General features: G+C 51.2%; 22 protein-coding genes. 10 read left to right on the forward strand and 12 right to left on the reverse strand.

The window, feature by feature from the left end; translation table 11 throughout:
* Nucleotides 1–15 precede the first annotated feature (15 nt).
* Nucleotides 16–450 (forward strand): acyl-CoA thioesterase, encoded by a 435-nt coding sequence (locus tag ABJG22_RS04505; RefSeq protein ID WP_348019057.1) that lies wholly within the window; start codon nt 16–18, stop codon nt 448–450.
* Between the two features lie 47 nt (nt 451–497).
* Here ABJG22_RS04505 and ABJG22_RS04510 read toward each other — a convergent pair whose 3' ends face one another.
* The 4 genes from ABJG22_RS04510 to ABJG22_RS04525 form a co-directional block, all read right to left on the reverse strand.
* Nucleotides 498–1,322 carry a crotonase/enoyl-CoA hydratase family protein gene (locus ABJG22_RS04510; protein ID WP_348019058.1) on the reverse strand — a complete coding sequence of 275 codons (825 nt, stop codon included), beginning with the start codon at nt 1,320–1,322 and terminating at the stop codon, nt 498–500.
* A gap of 33 nt (nt 1,323–1,355) precedes the next feature.
* Entirely contained in the window at nt 1,356–1,976 is a 621-nt protein-coding gene (locus ABJG22_RS04515) for a 2-hydroxychromene-2-carboxylate isomerase (protein ID WP_348019059.1), read from the reverse strand.
* 61 nt (nt 1,977–2,037) lie between these two features.
* A complete protein-coding gene (locus ABJG22_RS04520; protein WP_348019060.1) occupies nt 2,038–2,727 on the reverse strand; it encodes a glutathione binding-like protein in 690 nt (229 codons plus the stop codon).
* A 266-nt stretch (nt 2,728–2,993) separates the two neighbouring features.
* Nucleotides 2,994–3,131: a hypothetical protein gene (locus tag ABJG22_RS04525; protein WP_348019061.1), complete on the reverse strand. Its 138-nt coding sequence runs from the start codon at nt 3,129–3,131 to the stop codon at nt 2,994–2,996.
* A gap of 136 nt (nt 3,132–3,267) precedes the next feature.
* Here ABJG22_RS04525 and ABJG22_RS04530 point away from each other — a divergent pair, with 136 nt between their 5' ends.
* Entirely contained in the window at nt 3,268–5,463 is a 2,196-nt protein-coding gene (locus ABJG22_RS04530; protein ID WP_348019062.1) for an EAL domain-containing protein, read from the forward strand.
* Between the two features lie 81 nt (nt 5,464–5,544).
* Here the strand turns inward: ABJG22_RS04530 and ABJG22_RS04535 are convergent, their stop codons facing one another.
* From ABJG22_RS04535 to ABJG22_RS04545, 3 genes are all read right to left on the reverse strand, one after another.
* Nucleotides 5,545–6,720, reverse strand: a complete 1,176-nt coding sequence (locus ABJG22_RS04535) for an LL-diaminopimelate aminotransferase (protein WP_348019063.1) — start codon at nt 6,718–6,720, stop codon at nt 5,545–5,547.
* 170 nt (nt 6,721–6,890) lie between these two features.
* On the reverse strand, nt 6,891–8,525 hold the full coding sequence (locus ABJG22_RS04540; protein ID WP_348019064.1) for an alkaline phosphatase D family protein: 1,635 nt from the start codon (nt 8,523–8,525) through the stop codon (nt 6,891–6,893).
* A gap of 5 nt (nt 8,526–8,530) precedes the next feature.
* Nucleotides 8,531–9,718, reverse strand: a complete 1,188-nt coding sequence (locus tag ABJG22_RS04545; RefSeq protein ID WP_348019065.1) for a DUF3667 domain-containing protein — start codon at nt 9,716–9,718, stop codon at nt 8,531–8,533.
* 102 nt (nt 9,719–9,820) lie between these two features.
* Between ABJG22_RS04545 and ABJG22_RS04550 the strand changes: the two genes are divergently transcribed.
* Nucleotides 9,821–10,270, forward strand: coding sequence for a biopolymer transporter ExbD (locus ABJG22_RS04550; RefSeq protein ID WP_348019066.1), 450 nt, complete (start codon nt 9,821–9,823; stop codon nt 10,268–10,270).
* Nucleotides 10,271–10,335: 65 nt separating this feature from the next.
* Here the strand turns inward: ABJG22_RS04550 and ABJG22_RS04555 are convergent, their stop codons facing one another.
* Nucleotides 10,336–10,845: a winged helix DNA-binding protein gene (locus ABJG22_RS04555; protein WP_348019067.1), complete on the reverse strand. Its 510-nt coding sequence runs from the start codon at nt 10,843–10,845 to the stop codon at nt 10,336–10,338.
* Between the two features lie 318 nt (nt 10,846–11,163).
* Here ABJG22_RS04555 and ABJG22_RS04560 point away from each other — a divergent pair, with 318 nt between their 5' ends.
* The 3 genes from ABJG22_RS04560 to ABJG22_RS04570 all read left to right on the forward strand — a co-directional run bounded on the left by ABJG22_RS04560 (nt 11,164) and on the right by ABJG22_RS04570 (nt 15,299).
* Nucleotides 11,164–12,393 carry a cytochrome P450 gene (locus ABJG22_RS04560; protein WP_348019068.1) on the forward strand — a complete coding sequence of 410 codons (1,230 nt, stop codon included), beginning with the start codon at nt 11,164–11,166 and terminating at the stop codon, nt 12,391–12,393.
* 62 nt (nt 12,394–12,455) lie between these two features.
* Entirely contained in the window at nt 12,456–14,867 is a 2,412-nt protein-coding gene (locus ABJG22_RS04565; RefSeq protein ID WP_348019069.1) for a TonB-dependent receptor, read from the forward strand.
* 36 nt (nt 14,868–14,903) lie between these two features.
* A complete protein-coding gene (locus ABJG22_RS04570; protein WP_348019070.1) occupies nt 14,904–15,299 on the forward strand; it encodes a nuclear transport factor 2 family protein in 396 nt (131 codons plus the stop codon).
* A 472-nt stretch (nt 15,300–15,771) separates the two neighbouring features.
* On the opposite strand, the gene ABJG22_RS04575 is transcribed toward ABJG22_RS04570, so the two are convergent.
* The 4 genes from ABJG22_RS04575 to ABJG22_RS04590 form a co-directional block, all read right to left on the reverse strand.
* Nucleotides 15,772–16,236: a DUF6702 family protein gene (locus ABJG22_RS04575; protein WP_348019071.1), complete on the reverse strand. Its 465-nt coding sequence runs from the start codon at nt 16,234–16,236 to the stop codon at nt 15,772–15,774.
* Between the two features lie 17 nt (nt 16,237–16,253).
* Entirely contained in the window at nt 16,254–18,695 is a 2,442-nt protein-coding gene (locus ABJG22_RS04580) for a M1 family aminopeptidase (RefSeq protein WP_348019072.1), read from the reverse strand.
* 32 nt (nt 18,696–18,727) lie between these two features.
* Complete coding sequence (locus tag ABJG22_RS04585) at nt 18,728–20,857, reverse strand: S46 family peptidase (protein WP_348019073.1); 2,130 nt, start codon at nt 20,855–20,857, stop codon at nt 18,728–18,730.
* A 292-nt stretch (nt 20,858–21,149) separates the two neighbouring features.
* Nucleotides 21,150–21,545 carry a mannonate dehydratase gene (locus ABJG22_RS04590; protein ID WP_348019074.1) on the reverse strand — a complete coding sequence of 132 codons (396 nt, stop codon included), beginning with the start codon at nt 21,543–21,545 and terminating at the stop codon, nt 21,150–21,152.
* A gap of 1,162 nt (nt 21,546–22,707) precedes the next feature.
* Between ABJG22_RS04590 and ABJG22_RS04595 the strand changes: the two genes are divergently transcribed.
* The 4 genes from ABJG22_RS04595 to ABJG22_RS04610 are packed head-to-tail and all read left to right on the forward strand — an operon-like array spanning nt 22,708 to nt 24,104.
* Nucleotides 22,708–22,956: a hypothetical protein gene (locus ABJG22_RS04595; RefSeq protein WP_348019075.1), complete on the forward strand. Its 249-nt coding sequence runs from the start codon at nt 22,708–22,710 to the stop codon at nt 22,954–22,956.
* Between the two features lie 28 nt (nt 22,957–22,984).
* Nucleotides 22,985–23,338, forward strand: a complete 354-nt coding sequence (locus tag ABJG22_RS04600; RefSeq protein ID WP_348019076.1) for a hypothetical protein — start codon at nt 22,985–22,987, stop codon at nt 23,336–23,338.
* Nucleotides 23,335–23,694, forward strand: coding sequence for a hypothetical protein (locus ABJG22_RS04605; protein ID WP_348019077.1), 360 nt, complete (start codon nt 23,335–23,337; stop codon nt 23,692–23,694). Before ABJG22_RS04600 ends, ABJG22_RS04605 begins: the two co-directional genes overlap by 4 nt.
* A 17-nt stretch (nt 23,695–23,711) precedes the next feature.
* On the forward strand, nt 23,712–24,104 hold the full coding sequence (locus ABJG22_RS04610) for a hypothetical protein (RefSeq protein ID WP_348019078.1): 393 nt from the start codon (nt 23,712–23,714) through the stop codon (nt 24,102–24,104).
* Nucleotides 24,105–24,110 lie beyond the last annotated feature (6 nt).

The raw sequence follows: 24,110 nt of genomic DNA on the forward strand, positions 1-24,110 counted from the left end.
AAGTGGATTTCATCTATGGCTCGACCTGAACCATGGCAGCTCGTTGCTGCAAACTATCCGGTGTCGGTAGTCATGCAGACGCGGTTTCAGGATATTGATCCCAATCGGCATCTCAACAATGTCGCCTTTGCGGCAATGTTCGAGAATGCCCGGGTTCGACTAAACCGTAGCCTGCGACCGTGGGCCGACCGGCCGAAGAACGAACGCAGCATGGTTGCGTCGGTCGCCATCAACTATCTCCGCGAAGGCCAATATCCCGATGATGTAGAAGTCAGTTCCGGCGTCAGCAAAATCGGCACATCCAGCTATGTCATCGCCCAAGCAATGTTCCAGAATGGCCAATGTATTGCTACCTGCGATTCCGTCATTGTCTGTCGTACCGATGGCGAAGGCCAACCATTGCGTCCGGCAGTGGTTGACGCGCTAGAAAAAATGCGGACCACTGGCTGACGCCTGCGCATCAGCCTTGCGGTTCGTTCTCCATCGCTACAAGCGAGTTAATCGGTAAAATTCGCAGCGCGCTTCTGCATGAATGCCATCACCGCCTCCACCTGATTCGGTGTCCGGGCTACCTTGTCCTGCCCAACGGATTCCGTCATCAATATCTCATCTTCGTTCATATCGGGCAATTTGTTGATCAGATCTTTCGCGATCTGGACCGCTTGCGGGTGCTTGCTGGCAATCTCGGCAGCGATTTCCATCGCCTTGGCGTGGGGATCGTCGGACAGATGGGTGACGAAGCCCAGTTCACGCCCCTCCTCTCCAGTGAAGATGCGGTTCGTATAGGTCAGCTCGCGCAGAATATCGTCGCGTACAAAACTGCGCCAGGTCGTGTAGCTACCCATATCCGGGATCAGGCCCCAGCGCATTTCCATGATCGACATTTTTGCGTCCGGGGCGACCACACGGATGTCGGCAGCGCTGGCAAATTGTAGCCCGCCGCCAATGCACGGTCCGTGTATCGCCGCAATGACCGGAGCCTTCAGCCTCCGCCATAGCAGCACGATATGCTGATATTTATTGGCATTGCCAAAGGTGCGATCGGTCAGAGTGTTGGCGAGTGGCGATTTCTCGCCATCCTTATTTTCTTCCGAAGCCGATGCTGCCGATGCGGCAAAGCTGCCCATGTCGAGACCGGCGCAGAAAGCCTTGCCTTCGCCGGACAGGACAATCGCTCTGATGCCTTCCATTGCTGCCAGCTTTTCCCCAGCCTCTACAATCGCGTCAATTTGCGCGGCATCGAGCGCGTTCATCTTGTCCGGCCGGTTGAACCGGACATCGGCAATATGGTCTTTGACGGAAATGGTGACGCGCTCTGACATAGTTGGCTCCGGTTTGTTGGATTCGCAGGACATTTATGCGCCCTGTTTAATCGCCCAGTTAACGAGCGGCAACTGGTCATTACCAAAATACATTCTTTCACCGTCGCCAAAAGGCACGAATATGCTCGGCGAGCCATAGGCACCACGGGCAATCGCTTCCTCGGTATTGGCGCGCAGTCGGTCCTTGATCGCCTGCTCCTGCGTCTTCGCAGCCAGAGCTTCACCATCCAGACCGACCTCATCGGCGATGGCGATCAGCACCTGCGGATCATCGAGATTGCGTTGATCGCCATAATAAGCGTTGAATGCAGCAGTCGCGAACTTGTGTAGTGCAGCTTGGTCATCCTCCAAGGCACAGCACAACCGCATCGCATGGACCGACTTCACCGGATGATGTTCGCTAGGAAAGTTCATCGGCAAGCCGGCGATTTTTGCCCAGTCCTTGAGCACCCGGAAACTGTGGACGAATTTGCGATTGTCCGGATTTTCTCGCGCCGCGTAGACGGCCTGGTTCACGGCGTTGAACACGCCCCCCACCAGAAACGGCTTCCAGATGATCGCCGCATCATTGTCTTTGATGATCGGCTGAATATTGTGGAACGCCAGACACGTCCACGGAGAGGAAAGATCGAAATAGAATTCTACTGTAGTCATTTATAAAGTCCCTTCATCATTCCCATATTCCCTATGAAATGCAGAGAATCGGACACTCGCCTTATTCCTTCAATCCGAACAATGTCTTTCGCGCCTGCGCATCGTCCTGTGGGTTGCGATTAATCTTGTCTCGGCCAACAGCCATGCCGCGGCGCAAAGCTTCGCGTTGCTTCAGCGTCTCGTACCAGCGCTTTACATGGGTGAAATCCTCGAGATCAATCTCCTGGCGCTTGTAGGTTTGCACCCACGGAAAGCAGGACATATCAGCAATGCTATAGTCCTCGCCTGCAAGATAGTCATGGTTTGCCAGCCGCCGGTCCATCACGCCGAAAAGCCGCAGCACTTCGTTGCGATAACGCTCCGTGGCATATGCGATCCGTTCCGGTGCATAGAGTTTGAAATGGCCATGCTGTCCCATCATCGGCCCCAGCCCGCCCATCTGCCACATCAGCCATTCGGTTGCGGCAATCTGTCCGCGCAGATCATGCGGCAGAAATTGTTCTGCCTTGTCCGCCAAGTAAAGCAGTATTGCACCGGTTTCGAAAACCGACACCGGCTCTCCGCCATCCGCAGGATCATGATCGACGATCGCGGGTATCCGGTTGTTGGGGCTGATCGCCAGAAATTCCGGCTCGAACTGTTCGCCTGCCCCAATGTTTACCCATTTAAGATTATAGTCGAGCCCGCATTCCTCAAGCATGACGGATATTTTCCAGCCATTGGGTGTAGGAGCAAAATATAGATCAATCATAAGCGCAAACCATCTCTCGCGAACTTTACAAACTTTACAGTGTTATGTTTTGAAATTCCTGGCGGGGCAATTCCAGCCTCCGCGGGCAAGAAAAAAGGGCGTATTTCGGGTCAATAGACATAAACCAGCAGCGTGGCACAAAAGCTGCCGGTTAGGACAGCAAAATCTGAAAATATCTGCGTCGGTGACAAGAAAAGCGGACGGATAGACTATCGATCTTCCGCTTGCTGGTTGGGGCGGGGAGCAAAACCCTCGTCGGTGTGCTGTCAGGCAATATCGCGCCAGGTGTTTTCTATTGGATGGCGGAACTTGATCGTCTGCTCCTGCGTCTTCACGGTCAGAGTCGCGGCATCAAAGCCCATCTGATCAACCCCATTCCCTGCCCGATCACCCCTCGCTTTCATTTCCGCTACGGATTATGGCAATAATCATCGTAAAATTACGACTATTTTTCATCTATTTACAATTTTATTACAACCATATTAACCATTGTATGCCACTGTAACTTTTCAACAAGGCGAGGTTAAATCAGAGTTAGGCGTGGCAGCAGGTTTCTTACAGGCATTCTCTAGTGAAGCGGAACAGCAATCCGTTTCCGTCATCACGTCGGATGACTACGCCCGACGCGTAGAGATACTTGATGATTTTGAGCAGGCAGGAATAAGCTGGCTGTGGGCAACGGATGCAGATGGTCATCTGGTATATCTTTCAGAAAAAGCAGCGGAAAACTTAAACAAACCGATCAACGAGTTGTTGGCTACGCCAATGACTGCCCTGTTTGAAAATGATCCCGACAACCCGGACGAAAAGTCCGACCGCCCTTTCAAATACCACATGAGCAGGCGCAGCAAGGTCAGTGATCTAATCGTTCGCCGTGTACCACAAACCCTCAGCCCCGAAGATCGTCCAACATGGTGGATGATCTCTGGCCATCCCAAATTTGATGATGCGGGAGAATTTCAGGGCTATCGCGGCAATGCAAAAGATGTGTCCGTACTATATCAGCGCAAGCTGGAAGATTCGCGGCGGGCTGAGTTTGACGCATTGACAGGTTTGGCGAACCGCCATCGCATGAACAGTCAGCTCACCGGAATGCTTGGCGCCTTCAAGTCCGCCAACCGTAGCTGCGCAATCATGATGCTGGACCTGGATCGTTTCAAACAGGTCAATGATACCATGGGCCATCCCGCCGGGGATGAATTGCTTCGACAAGTTGCACAGCGGATGCGCTCTGTTGTCGGCGACATTGGTGAAATTGGTCGCTTGGGTGGGGATGAATTTCAAGTTATTTTCCCAGACCTTGATGATCGAGGAAAATTAGGCGAGATTGCTGGAGAAATCGTCAAAACCATCTCTGACCCCTATCCCATTAATGGTAAAAGTGCGACCATTGGTACATCGATCGGTATCGCCATTGCGCCCTATGACGGTATTGAAAAAGACGAGCTTATTAATAGTTCTGACCTTGCTCTCTACGCAGCTAAGAATTCAGGGCGGGGGCAATTCCGTTTCTATTCTGCCGATTTAAAAAATGAGGAAGAAGAACGGCGTCTGTTGATCGAAGACATGCGAGACGCGCTGGCAAATGAGCAGGTTGAGCTTCACTACCAGCCGGTCGTGCGTACGGATGATAACATAGTAGTCGGCTTTGAAGCGCTGATGCGTTGGGTTCATCCCGAACGAGGCGCAATTAGTCCCGCCGTATTCATCCCGATGGCAGAAGACTTGAACTTGATAAATCAGCTCGGTGAATGGGCCCTTCGTCGTGCGTGTAAAGATGCTTTACAATGGCCAAAATCGGTTCGCGTTTCTGTCAATGTGTCTGCCGTGCAATTTGCCAATAGTGGCTTTCCCGAAGTCGTCAAAAATGCGTTGTCGGACAGCGGTTTGGAACCAGACAGGCTGGAACTCGAATTTACCGAACGCGTGTTCACGGGTGACAACGAAACCATCGACAGAACCTTCAATATTTTGAAAGATCTTGGCGTGCGATTGGTGCTGGACGATTTTGGAACTGGCTATTCTTCACTCAGCTATCTTCGCTCTGCCCCTTTTGACAGGATCAAGGTCGACAAAAGCTTTGTCGACACCTGCACGCAACAGGACAAAAATAGCACCAAGATTATCGCAGCAATCATCGGCCTTTCCGAAGCGCTTGGGATGGAAACCACCGTTGAGGGCGTCGAGGCTTTTGACCAGTTGAATCTCGTTTGTTCGAAAGGTGCTCAATATATCCAAGGGTGGATCTACTCCGAAGCGATACCGATCGTTGAAATTGAAGAGAAATTGGGTAGCGGAGAATTCAAGATTGAGCCCGACGGACCGGAACTATATCAACCCGACAGACGCACTGTGTTTCGTCGGATTGGCGCCATCCATGAAGATCATAGATATGATGTTGTGATGCGTGACCTTTCAAAATCCGGGGCAAGGTTCGAAGGGATATTGGGTGTTCCGGTGGGCACTAAACTTGTCCTGGATCTTGGTGGCGGACAATTGGTGATTTGTACGGTGACTCAATCCAACGAAGCAATTTTGGATGCCGAATTTGAAACCCCTTTGGTCTGTGACGGTGCCGGTCGTTTATGCACGCGCCACCGCGTATCACCCTATGATCTGTGCGCCGCAGGCATGCCACTCGCAGCCCTGCCTCCCGGAAATTATCCGTTGGTCCAAGACTCGTCGCAACCGACCAGCCCGCCCCAATTCATGCAGGTCGCAATCGGCGGCTCGTAATGGGAGCATAGTGATCAGCGGTTGATTGATCCAAAACAGCAGCCGTTCATGTGATGGTCTTCACAGCGTGCAGTCTAATCGCTATTTACCCAAGAACTTCTTGATGCTTCGCGCCGCCTGCCGAATTCGTTGTTCATTCTCGACCAGTGCCAGCCGAACGAATCCCTCGCCCTCATCGCCAAAGCCTGTCCCAGGAGCGACTGCAACGCCAGCCTCTGAGATCAGCCGCTTTGCAAACTCCATTGATCCCAGCTCCTTAAATTGCTCAGGAATAGGGGCCCAAGCGAACATGCTGGCTTCCGGTGGCGGGATATCCCAACCGGCGCGGCCAAAACTCTCGACCATTACGTCACGACGCTTTTTATATAGCGCGCGATTTTCGTCGATAATGTCCTGCGGGCCGTTAAGCGCTGCCGTCGCAGCAACCTGAATTGGCGTAAAAGCACCATAGTCGAGATAGGATTTCACACGGGTCAACGCGCCAATCAATTTCTGATTACCCACCGCAAAACCCATGCGCCAACCTGGCATGGAATAAGTTTTCGACATACTCGTAAATTCCACCACGCAATCTTTTGCGCCCTCGATTTGGAGCATTGATGGCGTTGGCGTGTCACCAAAATAGATTTCCGCATAAGCGAGATCGCTGATTACCCAAAGTTTATGCTCGCGCGCGAAGTCGACGACCTTTTGATAAAAATCTAGGTCCGCAACATAGGCAGTCGGGTTGCTCGGATAGCCCATGACCAGCACCGACGGCTTCGGCACGGTATAGCTCATCGCATATTCCAGCCGGGTGAAGAAATCCGGCCCCGGCGCCGCCGGGATTGACCGGATCGCAGCGCCAGCAATGATGAACCCGAAAGTATGGATGGGATATGACGGATTGGGCGCAAGAACGACATCGCCCGGCGCCGTAATCGCCTGCGCGAGATTGGCGAGCCCCTCTTTGGAACCCAGCGTAACGATGACTTCGCTTTCCGGGTCCACGTCTACGTCAAACCGGCGTTTGTAATAGTTCGACTGCGCCAGCCGCAGCCCCTTGATACCCTTGGACGCCGAATAGCGATGCGCATTGGGATTATTTGCCGTTTCCGACAGCTTGTCGATCACATGCTGCGCCGGCATCCCGTCGGGATTGCCCATGCCAAGATCAATAATATCCTCACCGCGCGCTCGCGCTTCCGCTTTCATCGCGTTTACTTCAGCGAAAACGTATGGCGGCAGGCGTTTTATGCGGTGGAATTCTTCAGACATTATTGGTCGTTTCTTACATTAAGTTATAGGGAGCGGCCGCTTTGCGTAATTTTGATACGAATGTCGAGCGATTGAGGGCAGTTTTAGAATTTTATGCGCCGCATTTGATGCGGTACACTAAAAGTAGACCCCAATTGTTTCGTATCAGCCCCGCAACAAGCATGGATCCGTCACGCCTGAAGCTTGTTCGCTCCATGCAAAACGGTCTGGCGTTTGCTTCCCATCAGCACGGTCGACTTGGTCCGGATGGTGTCCAGAAAATTCCAAGTTGATGTCGCTTTCTCCGGCGTCAGCGCCACGGTCATATAGCCGCGATGCTCTGTATCAGCCCACTGCAATTGGTCATTGGTTTCAATCACAGCTTTGGCAACGGCGTCGGGGTTAACGCCTTTGGTATAGGCCTCAAAACCCGGAGAACTGACGCTATGTCCGGCAAACTCGACGCCTGCGGCACCATCCTGCGTCGCAAGGTCGAAAGCCCAGGCATTATGGCTGTCGCCTGACAGAACGATCAAATCCGCCTCTGCTTGCTGGGCCGCTGCAAGCAAGCGCTCACGGGCCTGTGGATAGCCATCCCAGCTGTCAAAATTGATCGGCAAACCAATTTCTGCTGCAAGCGCGCCAACCGCTATGCGCGCCTTGGCAAAGGGAGGCGCATCATCGGGTACCCAATTTTTTGCATCCTGCGGCAGCATCAATTCACCCATCACACATTGTTGCGACCAGACCTGCCACTTCGTTCCCGATGTCTTTGACTTCCGCAGTGCCTCACCGAACCACTCTTCTTGAGCAACGCCCAACATGGAACGTTCTGGATCTTGCCAAACATCATCTCGAAACGCGGTCAGAGCTGCACTAATATCGCTCTTCCCTTTGATCGCTTCGACAAGATCAGCAGGCTTGTCCCTCCCGCCAATGCGGCTTTCGGTAAAGAACAGGGTCGCCAGATCACCAATTTGATATTCATTCCAACGCGGGCTGCCAAATTCCATGTCACGGACCGGCATCCACTCGCGATAGACACGTTCCGCTACCCGCTTGCGCACCTCCCAATCGCCTTCGCTTGAATCATGGTTTTGCGCACCATTTTTATAGGCATCATTGGCAAATTCATGATCATCCCATGACGGTATCATAGGCAAAACCTGATGAATGCGCTGAAGATCGGGATCACTGCGATAGGCCGCGTAACGTAACCGGTAGTCGGCAAGCTGAACCATCTCATGCGCCGGGTCGATCACTCGACCGGGCACAGCTTCCTCTGCCGATGGATAGGATCCGATCGGATATTCGTAAAGATAATCTCCGGTGTGAATCATGAGATCAAGATCAGTATTCTGAGCCGCATGCGCATAGGCATTGAAATAGCCGAACGGCATGTTGGAACATCCCACAACACCGATATTGAACTTTTGAGTGGGGCCTTGTGGCAAAGTCCGGGTACGCCCAATCACCGATTTCGAACCATCAGGCCCGACAAAGCGGTAGAAATACCATTGATTGGGATTGAGCCCCTCAACCACGATTTTGGCGGTAAAATCCCGCTCTGCCTTCGCATCGACTTCGCCCACCATTTGTGCTCCCGCAAAGTCGGCATTGCTCGATATCTCCGCGGTCAACTTGCTGTCCTTGCCGCCAGCATAACGTGTCCAGAGTAGCACCGAGGTTGCCGACGGCTCTCCGCTGGCAACCCCATGGGTAAACCCTTTGGCTCCCATCAAAGATGCCGAAGCTGGCACGCTGAGCGCTCCAAGGCCGAAGGTTCCCAATGCCATCAATTGGCGACGATCAATATTCACGGTCATGATTTTTATCCCAAAATACCCAGAGTGAGCAGAATAACAAAGAATATAGACAAGCTGATGACAGTGAACACCAGCAGGAATGACACTCGGATCAACGCTTCGAGCCGGGACAGTTTATAGGCATGTCTGAGCTGCCTGTAGATATGGAATGGCGGATAAAACACCAGCAAAACTCCCCAGAACGACTTTGACACACCCATCGCCGCCAATAGCGCGCAAGAGATGAACAACAGCGACATGAAAGCGATGGAATATGTCGCGAAAACAGCATGATCGTAAAAATGATATCCACGCCTACCGATCATCGTCAGCCAAACGAACGGAATGGATATGGGAATCAATAGCCAAGCAAATTTATATCCGTTGGCTTTTAACTTGTAGAAGAGCAGAGACGGATTTGTATTGGCGCTTTCTATACCATTTTTCAGTTTTCTGCCGATGGAACTATTCTCCACCTTTGACCAAAACTCAGAGTCGCCATTTAGCTGAACGACACTTCCACTATTGCCAACGTCCAGAGTCTCTCGAGCAGCTTTGACTTTGTTCCCATCCAAATTCCCGATCCCGACCCCCTGCTTGCCCAAGCCCGATTCCGGATAGGGCAACTCACTCATCGTCATGGTTGCCATGATGTTTCTGGAGCGCTTCATATCGAGAATTTCTTCGCGCAGCTCGGCCTTGTCTTCTTCTCGCGTTGATTCGAGTTCCTGGATTTTCTTTTGTAATTTCTCTTCCAGCTCTAACGATTCTGCTTTTACTTCAGCCGAAAAACCGGAATTTTCGTCCGCATCCGTCACCGAGGAAAATGGGTTTTCTAAAAAAGAGAACACGGCAAACATCATAAAAACAGACAATAGGAATAACGCCATTGGCGATATGAACTTTGCGCGTTCCCCGTGAATATAGCGACGGGTCAGTTCTCCCGGTTTCCAGAACAATAGCGGCAAGGTTCGCCAAAATTTTCCTTCAAAATGTAGCACGCCGTGAACAATGTCGTGCCAAAAGGCTCCGATGGAGCGACGTATATGCAGTGACTGGCCACAATTGCCACAATAGCTTCGGGTCACAACGGCCCCACAATTCAGGCAATCACCACCCTTCCCTTCTGGAGCTCCAAAACGCTCTTCTTCGAGTGTTTTGGCCACCAAGCCACCTTCTACGGCTGTTCCCATTGCTTCCAGTTCGTCTGACATGTGGCACAGTTTTGGCTTATTCGATCAATAAGGCAAGCGGCATTTTTGCAATCGACAGAATGTTATGATATATCATTTTTCAGCAATTGTAGGAGAGGTTATATGCGTAGCAGAAAACTATATCTTCGCCAGAAAACGGCTAACGAGAATGCGGACAGACCTTTTGGGGAACTCAACATTACGCCACTGATCGATGTATTGCTGGTCCTACTCGTGATGCTGATGCTTTCCATACCAGCTGTAACCCATAAAGTGCCGGTAGACCTGCCAACCGGAGGCACAGGGACGGAAGCACGCACGATCAACAAATTATTTCTGAATTCAGCGGGAACAGCAATCTGGAACGACATCCCAATGGACAGCGACCGATTGCGGAGCCGATTGGAAATAATGGCTCGCAACCCAGCAAAACCGCAACTCCATTTTGAAAGCGATGCCCGTGCCCGCTATGAACGTTTTGATCAGCTAGTGGCGATGATCAAACGGGCGGGCGTTGAAGAGGTCGGTTTTGTTGGCAACGAGCAATTCGCACAATGGGATGCATCACGCTGATTTTCTAACGAAACCAAAATGCTCCGGATAATGAAGCGGGTGCGAAAGCAAAGCACGCGTCTTCATTATTCGGCAATCCCGCCTTCAACAATCGCGCCGACTCTGCTCATGAACTCCATTCCTTTTTCAATCTCTGCATCTGTGAGTTCGTCGGAAATCAACTTGATGAAGGCTTCTGTTCTCTCCATCATATTGTCCACGGTTGACTGACCGTTTTTGGTCAAGCGAATGACTTTTTCGCGCGCTGAGGTCTTGCTTTCCTTGATCGAGATCAGATTGAGTTTCTTGTCTGCCATTGCGCGCAAGACTTTGGAGATGGCTGGACTTCCCAATTCATACCACTCACCAATCAACCGTTCGATCGTCTTGCGATGAATTGTATGACCATCTTGCCCTTTAGAATGGATGATCCACAGAATAACCGTTTGATGCCTCGTCAGATTGGACCCGCTCAATTGTTTTTCAACGGCCATACCGACCGAATAGTGGAACGGATAAAAGAGCTTGAGAAAATTCTGCGGAGCAGTGTCCCGTTTTATCGGGTAATCAATGCCGAAATCAGACTGCTGTTTCACTCGATACTCCATCGTTGGGATATGCGCTTGGCTTCATCGTCCATGAATCATCACACTCGATGAACCAATATGTCATGAAAGTCTATTGTTCCTGATCGAAGATTTCTGATTCCGCCGTCCAAGATTCGATATTTCAGACTTCTGACCCTATTTTGACCACTCATCTTCTTCAGAATTATATCCATTTTGTTCAATATGTTAAATGAAAATGATGGGCGATCTCGCGACGCCAGTTGACAACTTTACTGTCTAATCCCTACTATGTCTTTAAGAAATAATGTCGTTAAGACATATTAAATCAGTAGGGATTGAGGATTGATGAAACCCACGTTTAGCGTCGACCAATTAAGCAGTCCGGAAGTGGTCCGTAACCCTTATCCTTATTATGATTTGCTGCGAGACCAATCGCCGGTTTTCGGATACCGCGACTTTCCGCCTGGCACGATGCCGGGCGTGGATGAGCCAAAGCCTTCTTGGGTGGTCCTAAATTTTGATCACGTGTCCGCAGTTGCATGGGATCACGAAAGTTTTTCCTCTCGCGATAGCTTACAAGAGGAATCCTCCGCGCCTTCCTTGATGCTGGTCAATCACGATCGGCCGGAACATACGCGACTGCGCAAAATCTCAGCAAAGGCCTTTCAACCAGCGTCGATCAAATCGTTGGCACCTGAGGTAGATTTATTGGTTGCCGCCTGTATGGATGACTTCTTTGTTCCGGATCAGCCGGTTGACGTCATGGCCGACTATTGCGCGATGTTGCCGAGTAAAGTGATGGCCTATCTATTTGGTATGCCTGCTGAAATGGGCCGCGACGTCCGCAACTGGGCGACCGCTTTCATGCTTTCCGCTGACATTAGCGCTGAAGAACGACAAGCGTATAATATAGAAGCCATGGCGTTCTTTGAACAGCACGTCAAAGAGCGGATGGACTTGATCGCAAAGGGTAAGGAAACGCCTGGCCCGCTGCTCAACGCTTTCATTCGCACCGAGGTGGACGGAGAAAGCCTATCCTATGAAGAGGTGGTCCGCTTTTGCATGACCGCCACCGTTGCCGGGGCAGAGACGACTTCCTTCTATCTCGGCAACCTCATCACGGTCTTCGCGGACTTTCCCGATATTTGGCATGGTTTCGTCGATGATCCCAAGCTGTTCGACCCGATCTACAAAGAAACCCTGCGCTTTCATGGCCCCCCACAACGCCTGTTTCGTGTTGCGACCCGGGACATTACAATCGGAAATGCTGATATTAAGCGCGGCGACTGGGTTGCCTGCTTTTTCGGCGCTGCCAATTATGATCCGGAAGCGTTCCCCGAACCCTATGAGTTTCGACTGAACCGGAAAAATGCCAACCGCCATATGAGCTTTGGTTACGGCATCCATCGGTGCTTAGGCGCACCTTTGGCACAGCTGGAGGCCGAATCCACTGCGCGCATGTTGCGCGAGCGATACACCCATATCGAACGGGCCGGCGAGGCTGTTTGGCAAGACGTCAGCCTGCTCAATCATGGCCTGGCCAATAATCCTGTGGTCTTTCGCGGTCGCACCTAAAAATAAGATAAATTCATAAAAACAAATAGTTAGTGAAACATCACAAATCAGGGAGAGAATAGATGGATATGAAAAACAAAAAGCAGGCAATATTAGCGACAGCAAGCTTGGTCGCCATCATGACAGTGTCGACACCCGCATATGCCCAGCAGAATGCAAATGACGAGGCGCAAGAAAACGCTGGCGACGTCATCATCGTCACAGCCAATCGCCGCGATCAATCCATTCAAGACGTTCCTTTGGCTATCACTGCTTTCGGTGGCGACGAACTCGATAACCGGTCGATCACCTCCATTGAGCAAGTGGGAGCGATCGCACCCGGCGTCCAGATATCCACCTATCAGGGCGACACGTCGATCTTCATCCGCGGTATCGGCACGCCCTCGATCATTGCTGGCACGGACAGCTCCACCGCGACATATGTTGACGGGGTATATATCAGCCGGCCCGCAGCCATAGGTCCGCAGTTTTTCGATATCGAACGGATAGAGGTTCTGCGCGGGCCGCAGGGCACGCTCTATGGCCGCAACGCCACCGGCGGGGCGGTGAACATTGTCACCAATCGTCCGACTGATGTTCTGGAGGGCAATATCCAGCTGACTGCCGGAAATTATGACCGCTTCCGTCTGGCCGGCGCTCTGAGCGGCCCGCTGACGGACAATATCCGGGCCCGTCTTGCCATCCAATGGGAAGATCGCGGTGGATATGCGACCGTAACCCGACCCGACGACAGCACAGAGCGGGTCGAGGACAAGGAAGATTATTCCATCCGGCTCACGGTGGAGGCCGACCTCTCTCCCGAAGCCACTCTTATCCTGAATGGCGACTATTACCGCGCGAATGACAAGGCCAACGCCTATTTCTACGCCAGCGCGGGCTACGGAGACGAGATTCCGAACTGGTATAGCAGCCGCGAAGGCGCGCAGACCCTTGCCTATTTTGCGATGAAAAATGCCGGACGCGTATCCGAAGCGGGCTCACGGGATATTTTTGCCGATACGGAATATTTCAACAAGGTCGAAAACTGGGGCCTTGGCGCGACACTGGACTGGGATATCGCCGACTATAATCTGAAAGTCATCGGCAGCTATCGGGACACCAACCCGATTTCCCAAAACGAGTTCGATCTGTCGGATGCTTATGTCAATTCTGTGGGACGTGAAGAAGATCATTGGCAATGGAGCGGCGAAGTGCAGCTCAGTTCGCCTGTCGACGAACCTTTTTCATGGATCGCAGGCGCCTATTATTTTGAAGAACGGAATATCATCGACAATGATATTTTTGGCAATTTCTGGGAGCCTATTCTCATCCAGGGGTTGACCGATTTGCAGAATGCCGGGATAATTCCAACCTTCCCCATTGTTTTCCCAGATTCCGATCTGTGCTGCGATTTGCATCTGAGTGGCGAACAGGAAACCAAAGCCTGGGCCGCCTATCTTGATACGCAATGGGATGTCTCGGACAAGCTCACCGTCCGGCTCGGCGGTCGCTATAGCGAGGAGACCCGCAACGGCCGGCAGAATTTCGATCTAGTGATGCTTCCCGATATTCGCGTTGGACCGAACGTGGCGCTGTTCCCGAACGCGGTGTCGGAAGATCCAGACACGCTGCAACCCGATCCATTCGGGTTCAACATCGGACCGGTTAACGGACCGTCGACTTTTCGCGCCTTCACGCCCAAGCTGGGTATCGATTTCAAACCGAACGACGATGTGTTGCTATATGCTTCACTACAGCGCGGCTTCAAAAGCGGCGGCTATAATATAGGCAGCAGCCAGCGCGATCCGTTCGAGCCGGAAAAAATCTGGTCCTATGAAATTGGTGCGCGCACCGAACTGCTCGACCGCGCATTGCTGCTCAACGCCTCGGCGTTCTGGTATGATTATACCAATCTACAAGCACAGGACAGCGTCGGTAACCAGCCGCTGATCCGCAATGTCGGCAAAGCCCGCGTACGCGGCTTTGAAGTCGAAACCGTAGCACGCCCGACCGACTTTTTCCGACTGGAAGGCGCGCTCACCTATGCCGATGCACAATTTACCGAAGGCACGCTGACGGAAAGCCTGCGCCCAGCCCCAGCAACGCAACTAGCCGGCTCTTTGCAGACCGATCTCGATGGGCTGCGACTGCCACGCGCGCCGCGCTGGAAGTTAAGCATCGCTGGGCAAGTGGAACAGCCAATCGGCGAAGCGGGCAATATCATTGCGCGCGCAGAATATCACTGGCAAAGCAAAATCTACTTCACCGTATTTAACATCGATGCGGCATCCCAAGATAGCTACGGCTTGCTCCGCGCCAGCCTTGGCTTCACCAGCGCGGATGACACATGGAGCGTCCGCCTGTTCGGCGACAATCTGACGGGTAAGACCTATTTCACCAACCAGATCCTGACCGGTGGCTTCTACGGTGCGGAATTTGTCGGTCCGCTCGGCGCACCCAGCACTTACGGCGTTGATCTGCGTTTCAACTTCTAAGTCAAAAGCCAAAAACAATGGAAAGGGAGAATATTTATGATCGCTCCAATTGATGTGACAAAAAATGTCTTCGAAGCTTTTGGTGCCCATGACGTTGATACGATCGTCCAATGGCTACACCGGGACATCGAGGTCGAGTTTTATGGCCCCGATGTCATTCCTTATGCGCGCACTTGGAAGGGCCTTCCAGAGGCTCGCAAATTTTTCGAAACGGTTTTGTCTTCGGTCGACATCCACCAATTTGATCCGGAGGAGTTCATCTGCGAAGGCAATAAAGTGGTTGTGACCGGCCATCTAAGGCTCACGGCAAAATCAACCGGCAAGGGGATCGAGTCCGATTTCGCCCATGTCATTACCGTGGCAGATGGAAAATGGCTTCGGTTTAGGGACTTTATGAACACAGTCGAAGCCGCGAACGCTTTTTCTGCTTAAACAAAAACGCAGCGGCCGATCGCACATGATCGCTTCCGATAGGCCGCTGCACCCAATTTCTTTGAACTTATGCTGATGGTTCAACGTTAAGCATTGTCTCATTTTGGAAATGCAGGAGCCCGGTAGATTTCTGTTCCGCTGCCGCGTTGCATTTTACCCATAGGGCCAAACCAACCGGTTGATCACCGTCCCTGAATAGACAAAATTGCTGGTTTATAAGGGCCGGCATACAGAGCCATTCCAAATCGCCAATTTTCATGGCTTTATGTAGAGGGATTGGGTCACTCAATTCTACAAAGCAATTTTTCTAGAAACGGTTCAGAATTGAAGTTGGAAAATTTATGAATGATCAAACTTCTCGAAACACCCAACAGTCTAACTAGAGCCACTTTTACCCTCGGCAGATATAGACGTTATGAACGCAACCTCCCGATTAACTCCCACGCCAGAAAAGCAAAAGGTAGCAGCCTTTTTAGGGAAGAGTTGCAGTTTTGGGTTGATCCCCTGGCTGGAAAATCAACGTGTCGACATTGGGGCCCAAGCCGATATTGACACGGCTCTCCTGACGCGACCAGATATCGGTCATGATCCCGGAAAATATCAGGAGCTCTTCGCCCGGTCCTGGTGAGGCGGCCTCTTGGTAAATGTAGATATAGCCACCTTCTATTTCGCTGCCCAGCAACAGCAGATCAACGGCGCCAACTTCCCGGCTGATAGAAAAACGGTCCCCCACATAACGCGCGAACATACGCCTCGTCTCGATATCGGTCACAATATCGGACGCTTTGGCGCCCCTTGATTTCAGGGCATGCTCTGCGTCATGGAGGGGTACACGGTGGACCACTTCCAGCAAATTGGTCAGAGGATTATGCGAAATGGTTGAGATCGCAATTTTCTGCTGATGTGCCATTGTTGGAACTGCAAAAAAAAGCGCCATCAGCAGGGCAAGCAACCTCATTTCTTCCCTGCCTTGTTCTTCTCTGCTCCCCGTGCTTCGCCCATCAGATCGCGATTCACACGTTTTTTGCTTTCCGGTGCTTTGAATGCCTCGACGCGGCTATCGATAATACGGCGCGGATAGTGGTTATTTTCCACATCCGCATCGGCCGTCTCCCAATCCGGGTCGACAACAACTTCCTTCAGCTCCTTGCCTTTTGGAAAGACCAGCATTTTCTTGACCTGACGAGGATTGCGCCGCCAAATTTCAGCCGGGATCATCATCCTTTCTTTCTCGCCATTGGCGAAAACCAGATCGAGGATAATCGGCATGACCAGACCGCCTTTGTTGGTGAAGCTGAGCACATAATAGTTAGCATCCTCAGCAAGCGCTCGATCCAGAGTCTTCCGCATCCATGGTTCGTCCAATGACTTCAGGAACTCACCATGGGTCTTGCGATCCTTAGCGGTGACCGTGAACTGGTCATTATCGTCATAGAAGTCCTCGATGCCAGGGTTCTCGAGTACCCAGATCGGCACCCGCTCTTCCCGGTTTAGACGAACACCGACTTTCTCCGGGTCATCGGCCAGCTCTCCGCGGCGGCGCGGCAAATCTATATCCGGATCTTTCGTGTCAAGACGCATCCTATGGATTGTGTCGAGCGAGATATCGACATGATCAGTCGTGTAGAACCAACCACGCCAGAACCAGTCAAGATCGGTTCCCGAAGCTTCTTCCATAGTACGAAAGAAATCTGCTGGTGTCGGCCTTTTATGTTTCCAGCGCCGGGCATATTCCCGGAGAGCAAAATCAAAGCGTTCGCGTCCGATGACCGTATCCCTGAGAATATGATAGGCTGCGGATGGTTTGCCATATGCATTGGGACCCAGATTCAGGACACTGTCAGATTGGGTCATGATCGGCACTTGCTGTTTCGATGTCATATAAGGAATGAGATCGCGGGCCAGACTGCGTGTCCAAGGCATATCTGGATCCCATTCATAGCCAGCGACGCTGTCGAGGAACGAGTTGATTCCCTCGTCCATCCATGTCCATTGCCGCTCATCGGAATTGACGACCATCGGGAAATAGATGTGCCCAATTTCATGGATGATCACGCCAACCAGAAAGACCTTCTCCGACAAGGAATAGGTCCGGGTTCCATCACTATTCAAGTTGGTACGCGGTCCGTTAAAGGTGATCATCGGATATTCCATGCCGCCAACCGGGCCGTTGACCGATTGTGCGGTTGGATAGGGATAATCAAAACTGAACCGCGAATAGACTTTCATCGTATGCACCACAGCGGCAGTCGAATATTTCCGCCAGAGGTCCCCGCCTTCTTTCGGCCAGAAGGACATTGCCATTACCGTCTCATGTTCCGCGCCCGGTTGTTTATGACCCTGCGCATCCCACATAAATTTCCGGCTGCTTGCCCAAGCAAAATCACGGACATTCTTACCGGTAAAGCGCCAAGTCTTGGTCCCGGTTGGACCGGAACGTTCATTGGCTGCAGCCTCTTGCGGTGTAACGATGAACACCGGCTTATCTGCAGATTTGGCATTTTCCAGCCGTTGACGCTGCGTCGCTGTCAATATTTGTTCAGGATTGGCCAAGACACCTGTGGACGAAACGATATGATCATCCGGCACCGTCATCGTGACGTCGTAATCTCCAAATTCCAGCGTGAATTCGCCGCGGCCAAGAAACTCTTTGTTATGCCATCCTTCATAGTCGGAATAGGCGACCAGCCTTGGGAACCATTGCGCAAACAGGAAGATATCATTACCACCCTTACGTGGATCATCCGGAAAATGCTCATAACCGGACCGCGCAAATATCGTATTCTCTTCGACTATATTGAAAGCCCAATCAAAGGCGAAATCCAAGGTTTCTCCGGGCTTCAGCGGTGTCGGCAAGTCGATGCGCATCAATGTACCGACAATCACATGATCCAGCTTCGTACCGTCGAGCAGGCGAATATTGGCAATATCATAGCCATATTCATTGTCGGCCATGGCCTGTTGGCGACGCAGTTCTTTAAGCGACAGCTTTGCCGGCTTGTCACCCTTCGCAGGCTCGACTTTCGGTCCGCGGCGCCCAGGCCCGCCAAAGGTCGTGGTGAGCTCCGCCATCGAATCCTCGCGGAAGATATTTTGATCCAGCTGCAGCCAGATCCACGGCAGCGTGTCCGGTGAATTATTGGTGTAACCTATGCTCGCTTGCGCGGTTAAACGGCGCTTCTTTTCATCAAGTTCGGCCGTAATCCGGTAATCTGCTTGTTGTTGCCAATATTGATGCCCAGGTGCTCCAGACGCGTTACGATAGACATTGGCATCAGGCAGGACTTCATCCAATTGCCTGAACTTATCCTCAAAATTGCCTTTGGTTTGTTCAATACCTTGAGCAAACGCAGGCGAAGCGATCAGCAGAAGCGAGATAAAGGCGATAATTCTCAAAACAGTTTCCTTCAATATCTTGGGAGTAAGCGCTATTGCGCGATGTCCATTTCTTCGATCAGGGCATTCGCACCATCAACCTTGTCCATCACCCACAACATATAACGGGAGTCCACGTGGATCGTGCGGGTCGTTCTTGCATCGAAATCCCAGTCTGAGTTGACGCTTTCAAATGTTCCATCAAAGAGCAACCCAACCAGTTCAGCGCGCGCATTGAGTGTCGCTGAACCGCTATTGCCGCCGGTCGAGTCCAGGTCGGAAAGGAAATTTACCGGCACGGAATTCAGACTATCCAGCGCATAGGGGCCGAAGTCACGGGCGTTAATCAATTCAAGCTGCCGAGCGGGAGAATTGAACGGATCCTCGCCTGTATCCTTGGCGGTAACTCCTTCCAGAGTAGTGAAAGGCAGATAGGCAAGCCCGTCACGCGGGCTTCCGCCGAGAACTGTCCCATAGGTGATGCGCAAAGTGCTGTTGGCGTCGGGATATGTGAGCTGACCGTGTTCACGCTGCCATTCGGTAATCGCTTCCATATAGGCGGGCCGCAGTGCGAGCGAGCGACCTTTGCGTTCTTCACTCTCTTCTTCCAGATTTCGGTCATATTCGTACATCGCAACGGTGAGTTGCATGAACGGGTCGTCGCTCGCTTCCAATTGCCCCACAGTGGTATCCATCAGCGACAAGCGTACGTTACCGTCTCCCAGCTTGGTGTTTGCATAATATTGTTCGACAATATTAGGAAACTCTTCCGGGTTGGTGTCGGCGGACAAGCCCAATGCGGAATCGAATTCCTTCACCCGTTCCGCTTGCGGCTGTTTCAAATAGCCTTTCAAGAACAACGCCCATTCCGCTTTATCGACAATCGGATCAAATCGCCGATCAATAACCTCCATTCTCTGTCGGAAAAAGGCCATGTCACGATCCTGATAGCCAGGCTCACGTTCTGAGTCCGCTTTTTCACGCTCCTTTGCCAGCCGGTAGAGTCTGCGAGCGGCCGAAAAAAGCTGCGGACGAGAGACATTATTGTACCAAAAATTACTCCGGGCAGCTTTTGCGGTTTCTTCCGAAAGCGCTTCTAGCAATGATATCGCTTCACCATATTCGGCACGCGCGCTGTTATCGGCGATCCAGTTAGCCAACTCGGCTTCCCGAGATCGACGACGATCAACCAACCCTACCCGACGAGCCCCTTCCATTTGGCCGCGAAGATTCTTCTCAAAATTGTTAAGTCCTGCCAAGCGCGATTCATATTTGACCCTTGCATCCGACCCTTCCGGAGCAGAGTCCTCAATCGCACCAATCCAGTCCTGTAACAAAACCGCGAAGGTCGGATAGGTCCAGTTAAATGTGTTTTCGACTTCGGCAAGCAACGTGTAGCGGTTGGTCGAGCCGGGATATCCGGCGGCCATAACAAAATCACCATCTTTTAGACCCGAAGCGCTCACCTTCAGATGGTGTTTGGGTTGGTAAGGAACATTTGCCTCGTCGAAATCCGCTGCGGATCCGTCTGGCGCGACATAGGCGCGGTAAAAAGCAAAATCACCTGTGTGACGCGGCCATTGCCAGTTATCGATATCGCCACCATATTTCCCGATCGCATCGGCTGGAGCGTAGACTAGGCGCACATCTCGAACTTCCAGGCGCTTCATGAGCTTATATTGCGCGCCTCCATAAAAGTTCGCGACCTGACAACGATATCCGGCATCTTTGTCACATTCAGCCATGATATCTTTGCTGCGTTGTTCAACTGCAGCAAAGCGTTCAAGCGGATCAAAATCGGTTGTCCCTGCCCGAATGCGGTCGGTAATATCGGTGACCTGCGTGGTAACATACACGCGGGAGCCCGGTGCGGCAGGAAGTTCATCAGTTTTTTTGGCTGCTAGAAAACCATCTTCCAGATAATTTTTATCAGCTGTTGAGTTATATTGCACCGAACCACGGGCACAGTGGTGATTGGTAACCACCAACCCTTCAGGCGAGACGAAACTGGCCGAACAATTGCCCAGCGATACGATGGCGCCCATGGGAAAACCAGTAAGGTCTGCCAGAGCATCGGGTGCAATATCTATCCCAGCTTCCTTAAGTTCGCCGCTCACTTGCTGAAGCTGATCCGGGGTAAACATCCCCTCTTTGGCCCAGCTGGGAGAAACCAAAAGTGGCATAAGAGCCAAACCAATCCCAACGTGTTTCGGTTTAATCAATGATCATCTCCCAAAGAATTCTAAACACTGCACGTCTTTACACAATGATATAATATATCATATTTTCTAAATGTCAGTCATAGTGAGTCAATCTACGGTTGAAAAGCTCTGAATTTCTGACCCTCTAAACACCATATAGATTAAGTATTTTTCTGTCGATCCTTTGCCTATTCAACCGCCTGTTGGCGCCACCTATATCAGTGATTTTCTCATTTGGTTGGTACAAATCAAGCAGCGCATTGGATGCGCAAAATCAACTTCTAGCTGGCTCCAGCAAAGTCGTTACAACTCCGCGAATTTCAGCAAGTCCCTTCATTCGTCCGATCGCAGAATAGCCAGGATTGCTATTACCGTTAATGTCACTCATCATCAGATGACCATGATCCGGGCGGATGAATATCTCCCGCTTCAGGCGCTGCTCGTTTTCAAGCAGATGCCGAATAACCCGTATCATATCGATATCACTTTCCAGGTGACTGGCTTCGAAAAAGGAACGCTGTTCCTGAGGGTCGCGGGTCACACCGCGCAGATGGGCAAAATGGATGCGCTCCGCATAATCGTGGGCCATTTGCGGTAGGTCGAAGTCACATAAGCGGTTTGCGATATCGAGTGCGCCGTCACCATAATTTCTGAGAATGGGTAATTCCATTGCTGAACCACTAACCCGCTGATGCCGGTAGGTTCATTGCTTGGGGCTGAAGGCTCTTACCTACTATAAACTGGCGGGTTTACTACAAAGATGAGACACTAAAAATTTTGCGCTTCGGACAAGTGGATGTGACAATGTCCTACCCTATTAGCCCTGCATTCCACGAACACTCGAGATACCATTCCCGCCGTTTGAACCAGAACATTCAACAAAAATGTCCAATTCGTGGTTTAAACTGTAGTCACTTAATATCTGCATGTTCGATGTCATAAGCAATTATCTTTTGGGCTTCTGAACGCGTGCTACGGGCCGTGTTTAGCCAATTAGCATTCAATATCTGTTACGGTAGAGCTTGTGAAACTATTGGAATAGTGCCGTTCGATTAATCTTTCGCGCGCTATTCCCTACCATTGACAGTTTTGCACATCTTGTCCGTTGCATGCACAACGCTTTGATTTGGCAATATGGTGCTGTGAGCCTTATCATTCCGGCTTTGCTGCACACAGCATCGGCGCCCCGAAATTTTTTTACAGGCATTGACAAGTTGAGGCCAAAAAGACAGGCTTTAGTATATCAATAGGGGGCTACATGCTATTTTCGACTATGATCGGTTCCGCGAACCATTTCACAAAGCTTATGCCGAGTAAGTTAACTTTCGTCTCAAGCCTCCGACTCCGCCCGGCGACTTCAATCACTTGATCGGCGCTGCATCTTACCAAACGAGGTCGTTGTGATGATAGCATACCGGCTTCTGGTTGTTACTTTTTTGGCCTGCCTCAACATGCCCGCTTTAGTATGGGATAGCTCATTTTCAGGCAAAGCGGCGCCAATCGATCTTGATGCCGCACATGCAAATCATGGTCTCAGCGGATGTTTGAAAGATCTTCCGGCCCCGCACCCAGGCAGACCTATCTTGGCCGGCATCAGTTCAACAGCTGGCCATTATTACGCGATGGCCTCGATGTTAATGTTCGCTAATTCATCAGGCCGTGCGGAGATTAAATACAACGAACTCGAAACGATAGACTATAGCAAAAGCGGGTGCGTTATTCTTAATATATCGACATCAGGATAACGCGCTCCAAGCCCAGACAGGACCTCCATAATGCAACATTCCAAAACAATGGCATTCCTCATATCTTTAATTACGGCAACCTTCTGCATGGCGAGCCCCGCCTCAGCGCAGGGAACGACCACTTATGAATATGACGCACTGGGGCGGCTGATTGGTACGACTACTAGCGGAGGAGCGAATGACGGCCTTGATAAAGTTTACGAATATGATGCAGCCGGAAACCGGAAGCGGGTTGAAGTGACGGGCAGTAGTGGCGCACCGGGTGGGCCAAGTCGTATTATTGTTCTGCCAATCAACGGATTTCTTGTGATCCCAATCAACGGATCTAGCTACTAATTTTCGGACAAGTAGGGGCAAGATTAGAATGAAAAAATCTATTTTGACTGCGCTAGCGGCCGGGGTATTGATTTTGCCTTCAAGCGCTAATGCAAACGCATTTTGCAGCGGCACGGTCACGCACACACTAACCTATGTGAATGGAGGTGTTATGATACGTAGCACTTGGCGCAATAACTGGACCCAAATCTGCAATGTGAAGGAAGAATGGAAAGGTGTCACACCTGAAGTCTGTTACATTTGGTTTTCTCATGCCAGCAGTGCGGTGACGGAAAACAAGCCGTTAACTGTTCATTACCTCGGACTGGATCAAGCTGAATGTGCAACGATGCCAACTTATGGTGGTGCTCCCGCTCCCTATTATGTGTTGCTCGGACAATGAGTAAAGGCCACCAAATACTACTTTCCGCGGCGTTACTATCTCTGTCCGCCACCGCATATGCAGCGGGTGGCTGGACCAATAATGTTGCACCGACGAAAATTGAAATCGTTCGATCTCAGGGCTTCATGATCTTGGGGGACTATGGTGATCCCGGAGCGACACCATGTGCTACCTCAAGTGGAATTTGGGTCCTCATAGAACATTCGCAATATAAGGAATTGTTGTCGACGGCATTAACTGCGGTCACGGGGCAGCTAAAATTGCAGGCTTATGTCCATAGTTGCACGGCAATTGGCTGGCACGGCGGCGATTGGAATACGCTTTCCAACAGCGGCGCGATTTATATTTCTAGATAAAATGAGGAAAGTTTAGCATGAAAACAGTTTTGAAATTTCTACTGGGGGTCTTGGCATTCGGAGCGGTGTCGAGCATTGCAAATGCACAATCCTTTAGCTGTGCGGTATCAAGTGGCACTCCCTATTGTAGTTATACCGGAAAACTCAGCCGCGTTTATATAAATGAAGGCAACATGATGCTTTTCTATTTGGAGCAGGCTGCGGACATCGCTGTGCCCGCTTCGGTTGGATATACCGGTGTCACCAAGGGAACGGCGGTGTCTTATAACGCGGCGGTGAATCCAATCTTTGCTGAATATTTTTACTCAACTGCACTCACAGCATTGGCAGCCGACAAAACGGTCGGAATACAAATGCGCCAGACGGTTGGCGGATACATGAAGGTCGACCGAATTTGGCTCTATAAATGAGAAGTG

It is taken from the genome of Parasphingorhabdus sp., assembly GCF_039939955.1.
GTDB lineage: Bacteria > Pseudomonadota > Alphaproteobacteria > Sphingomonadales > Sphingomonadaceae > Parasphingorhabdus.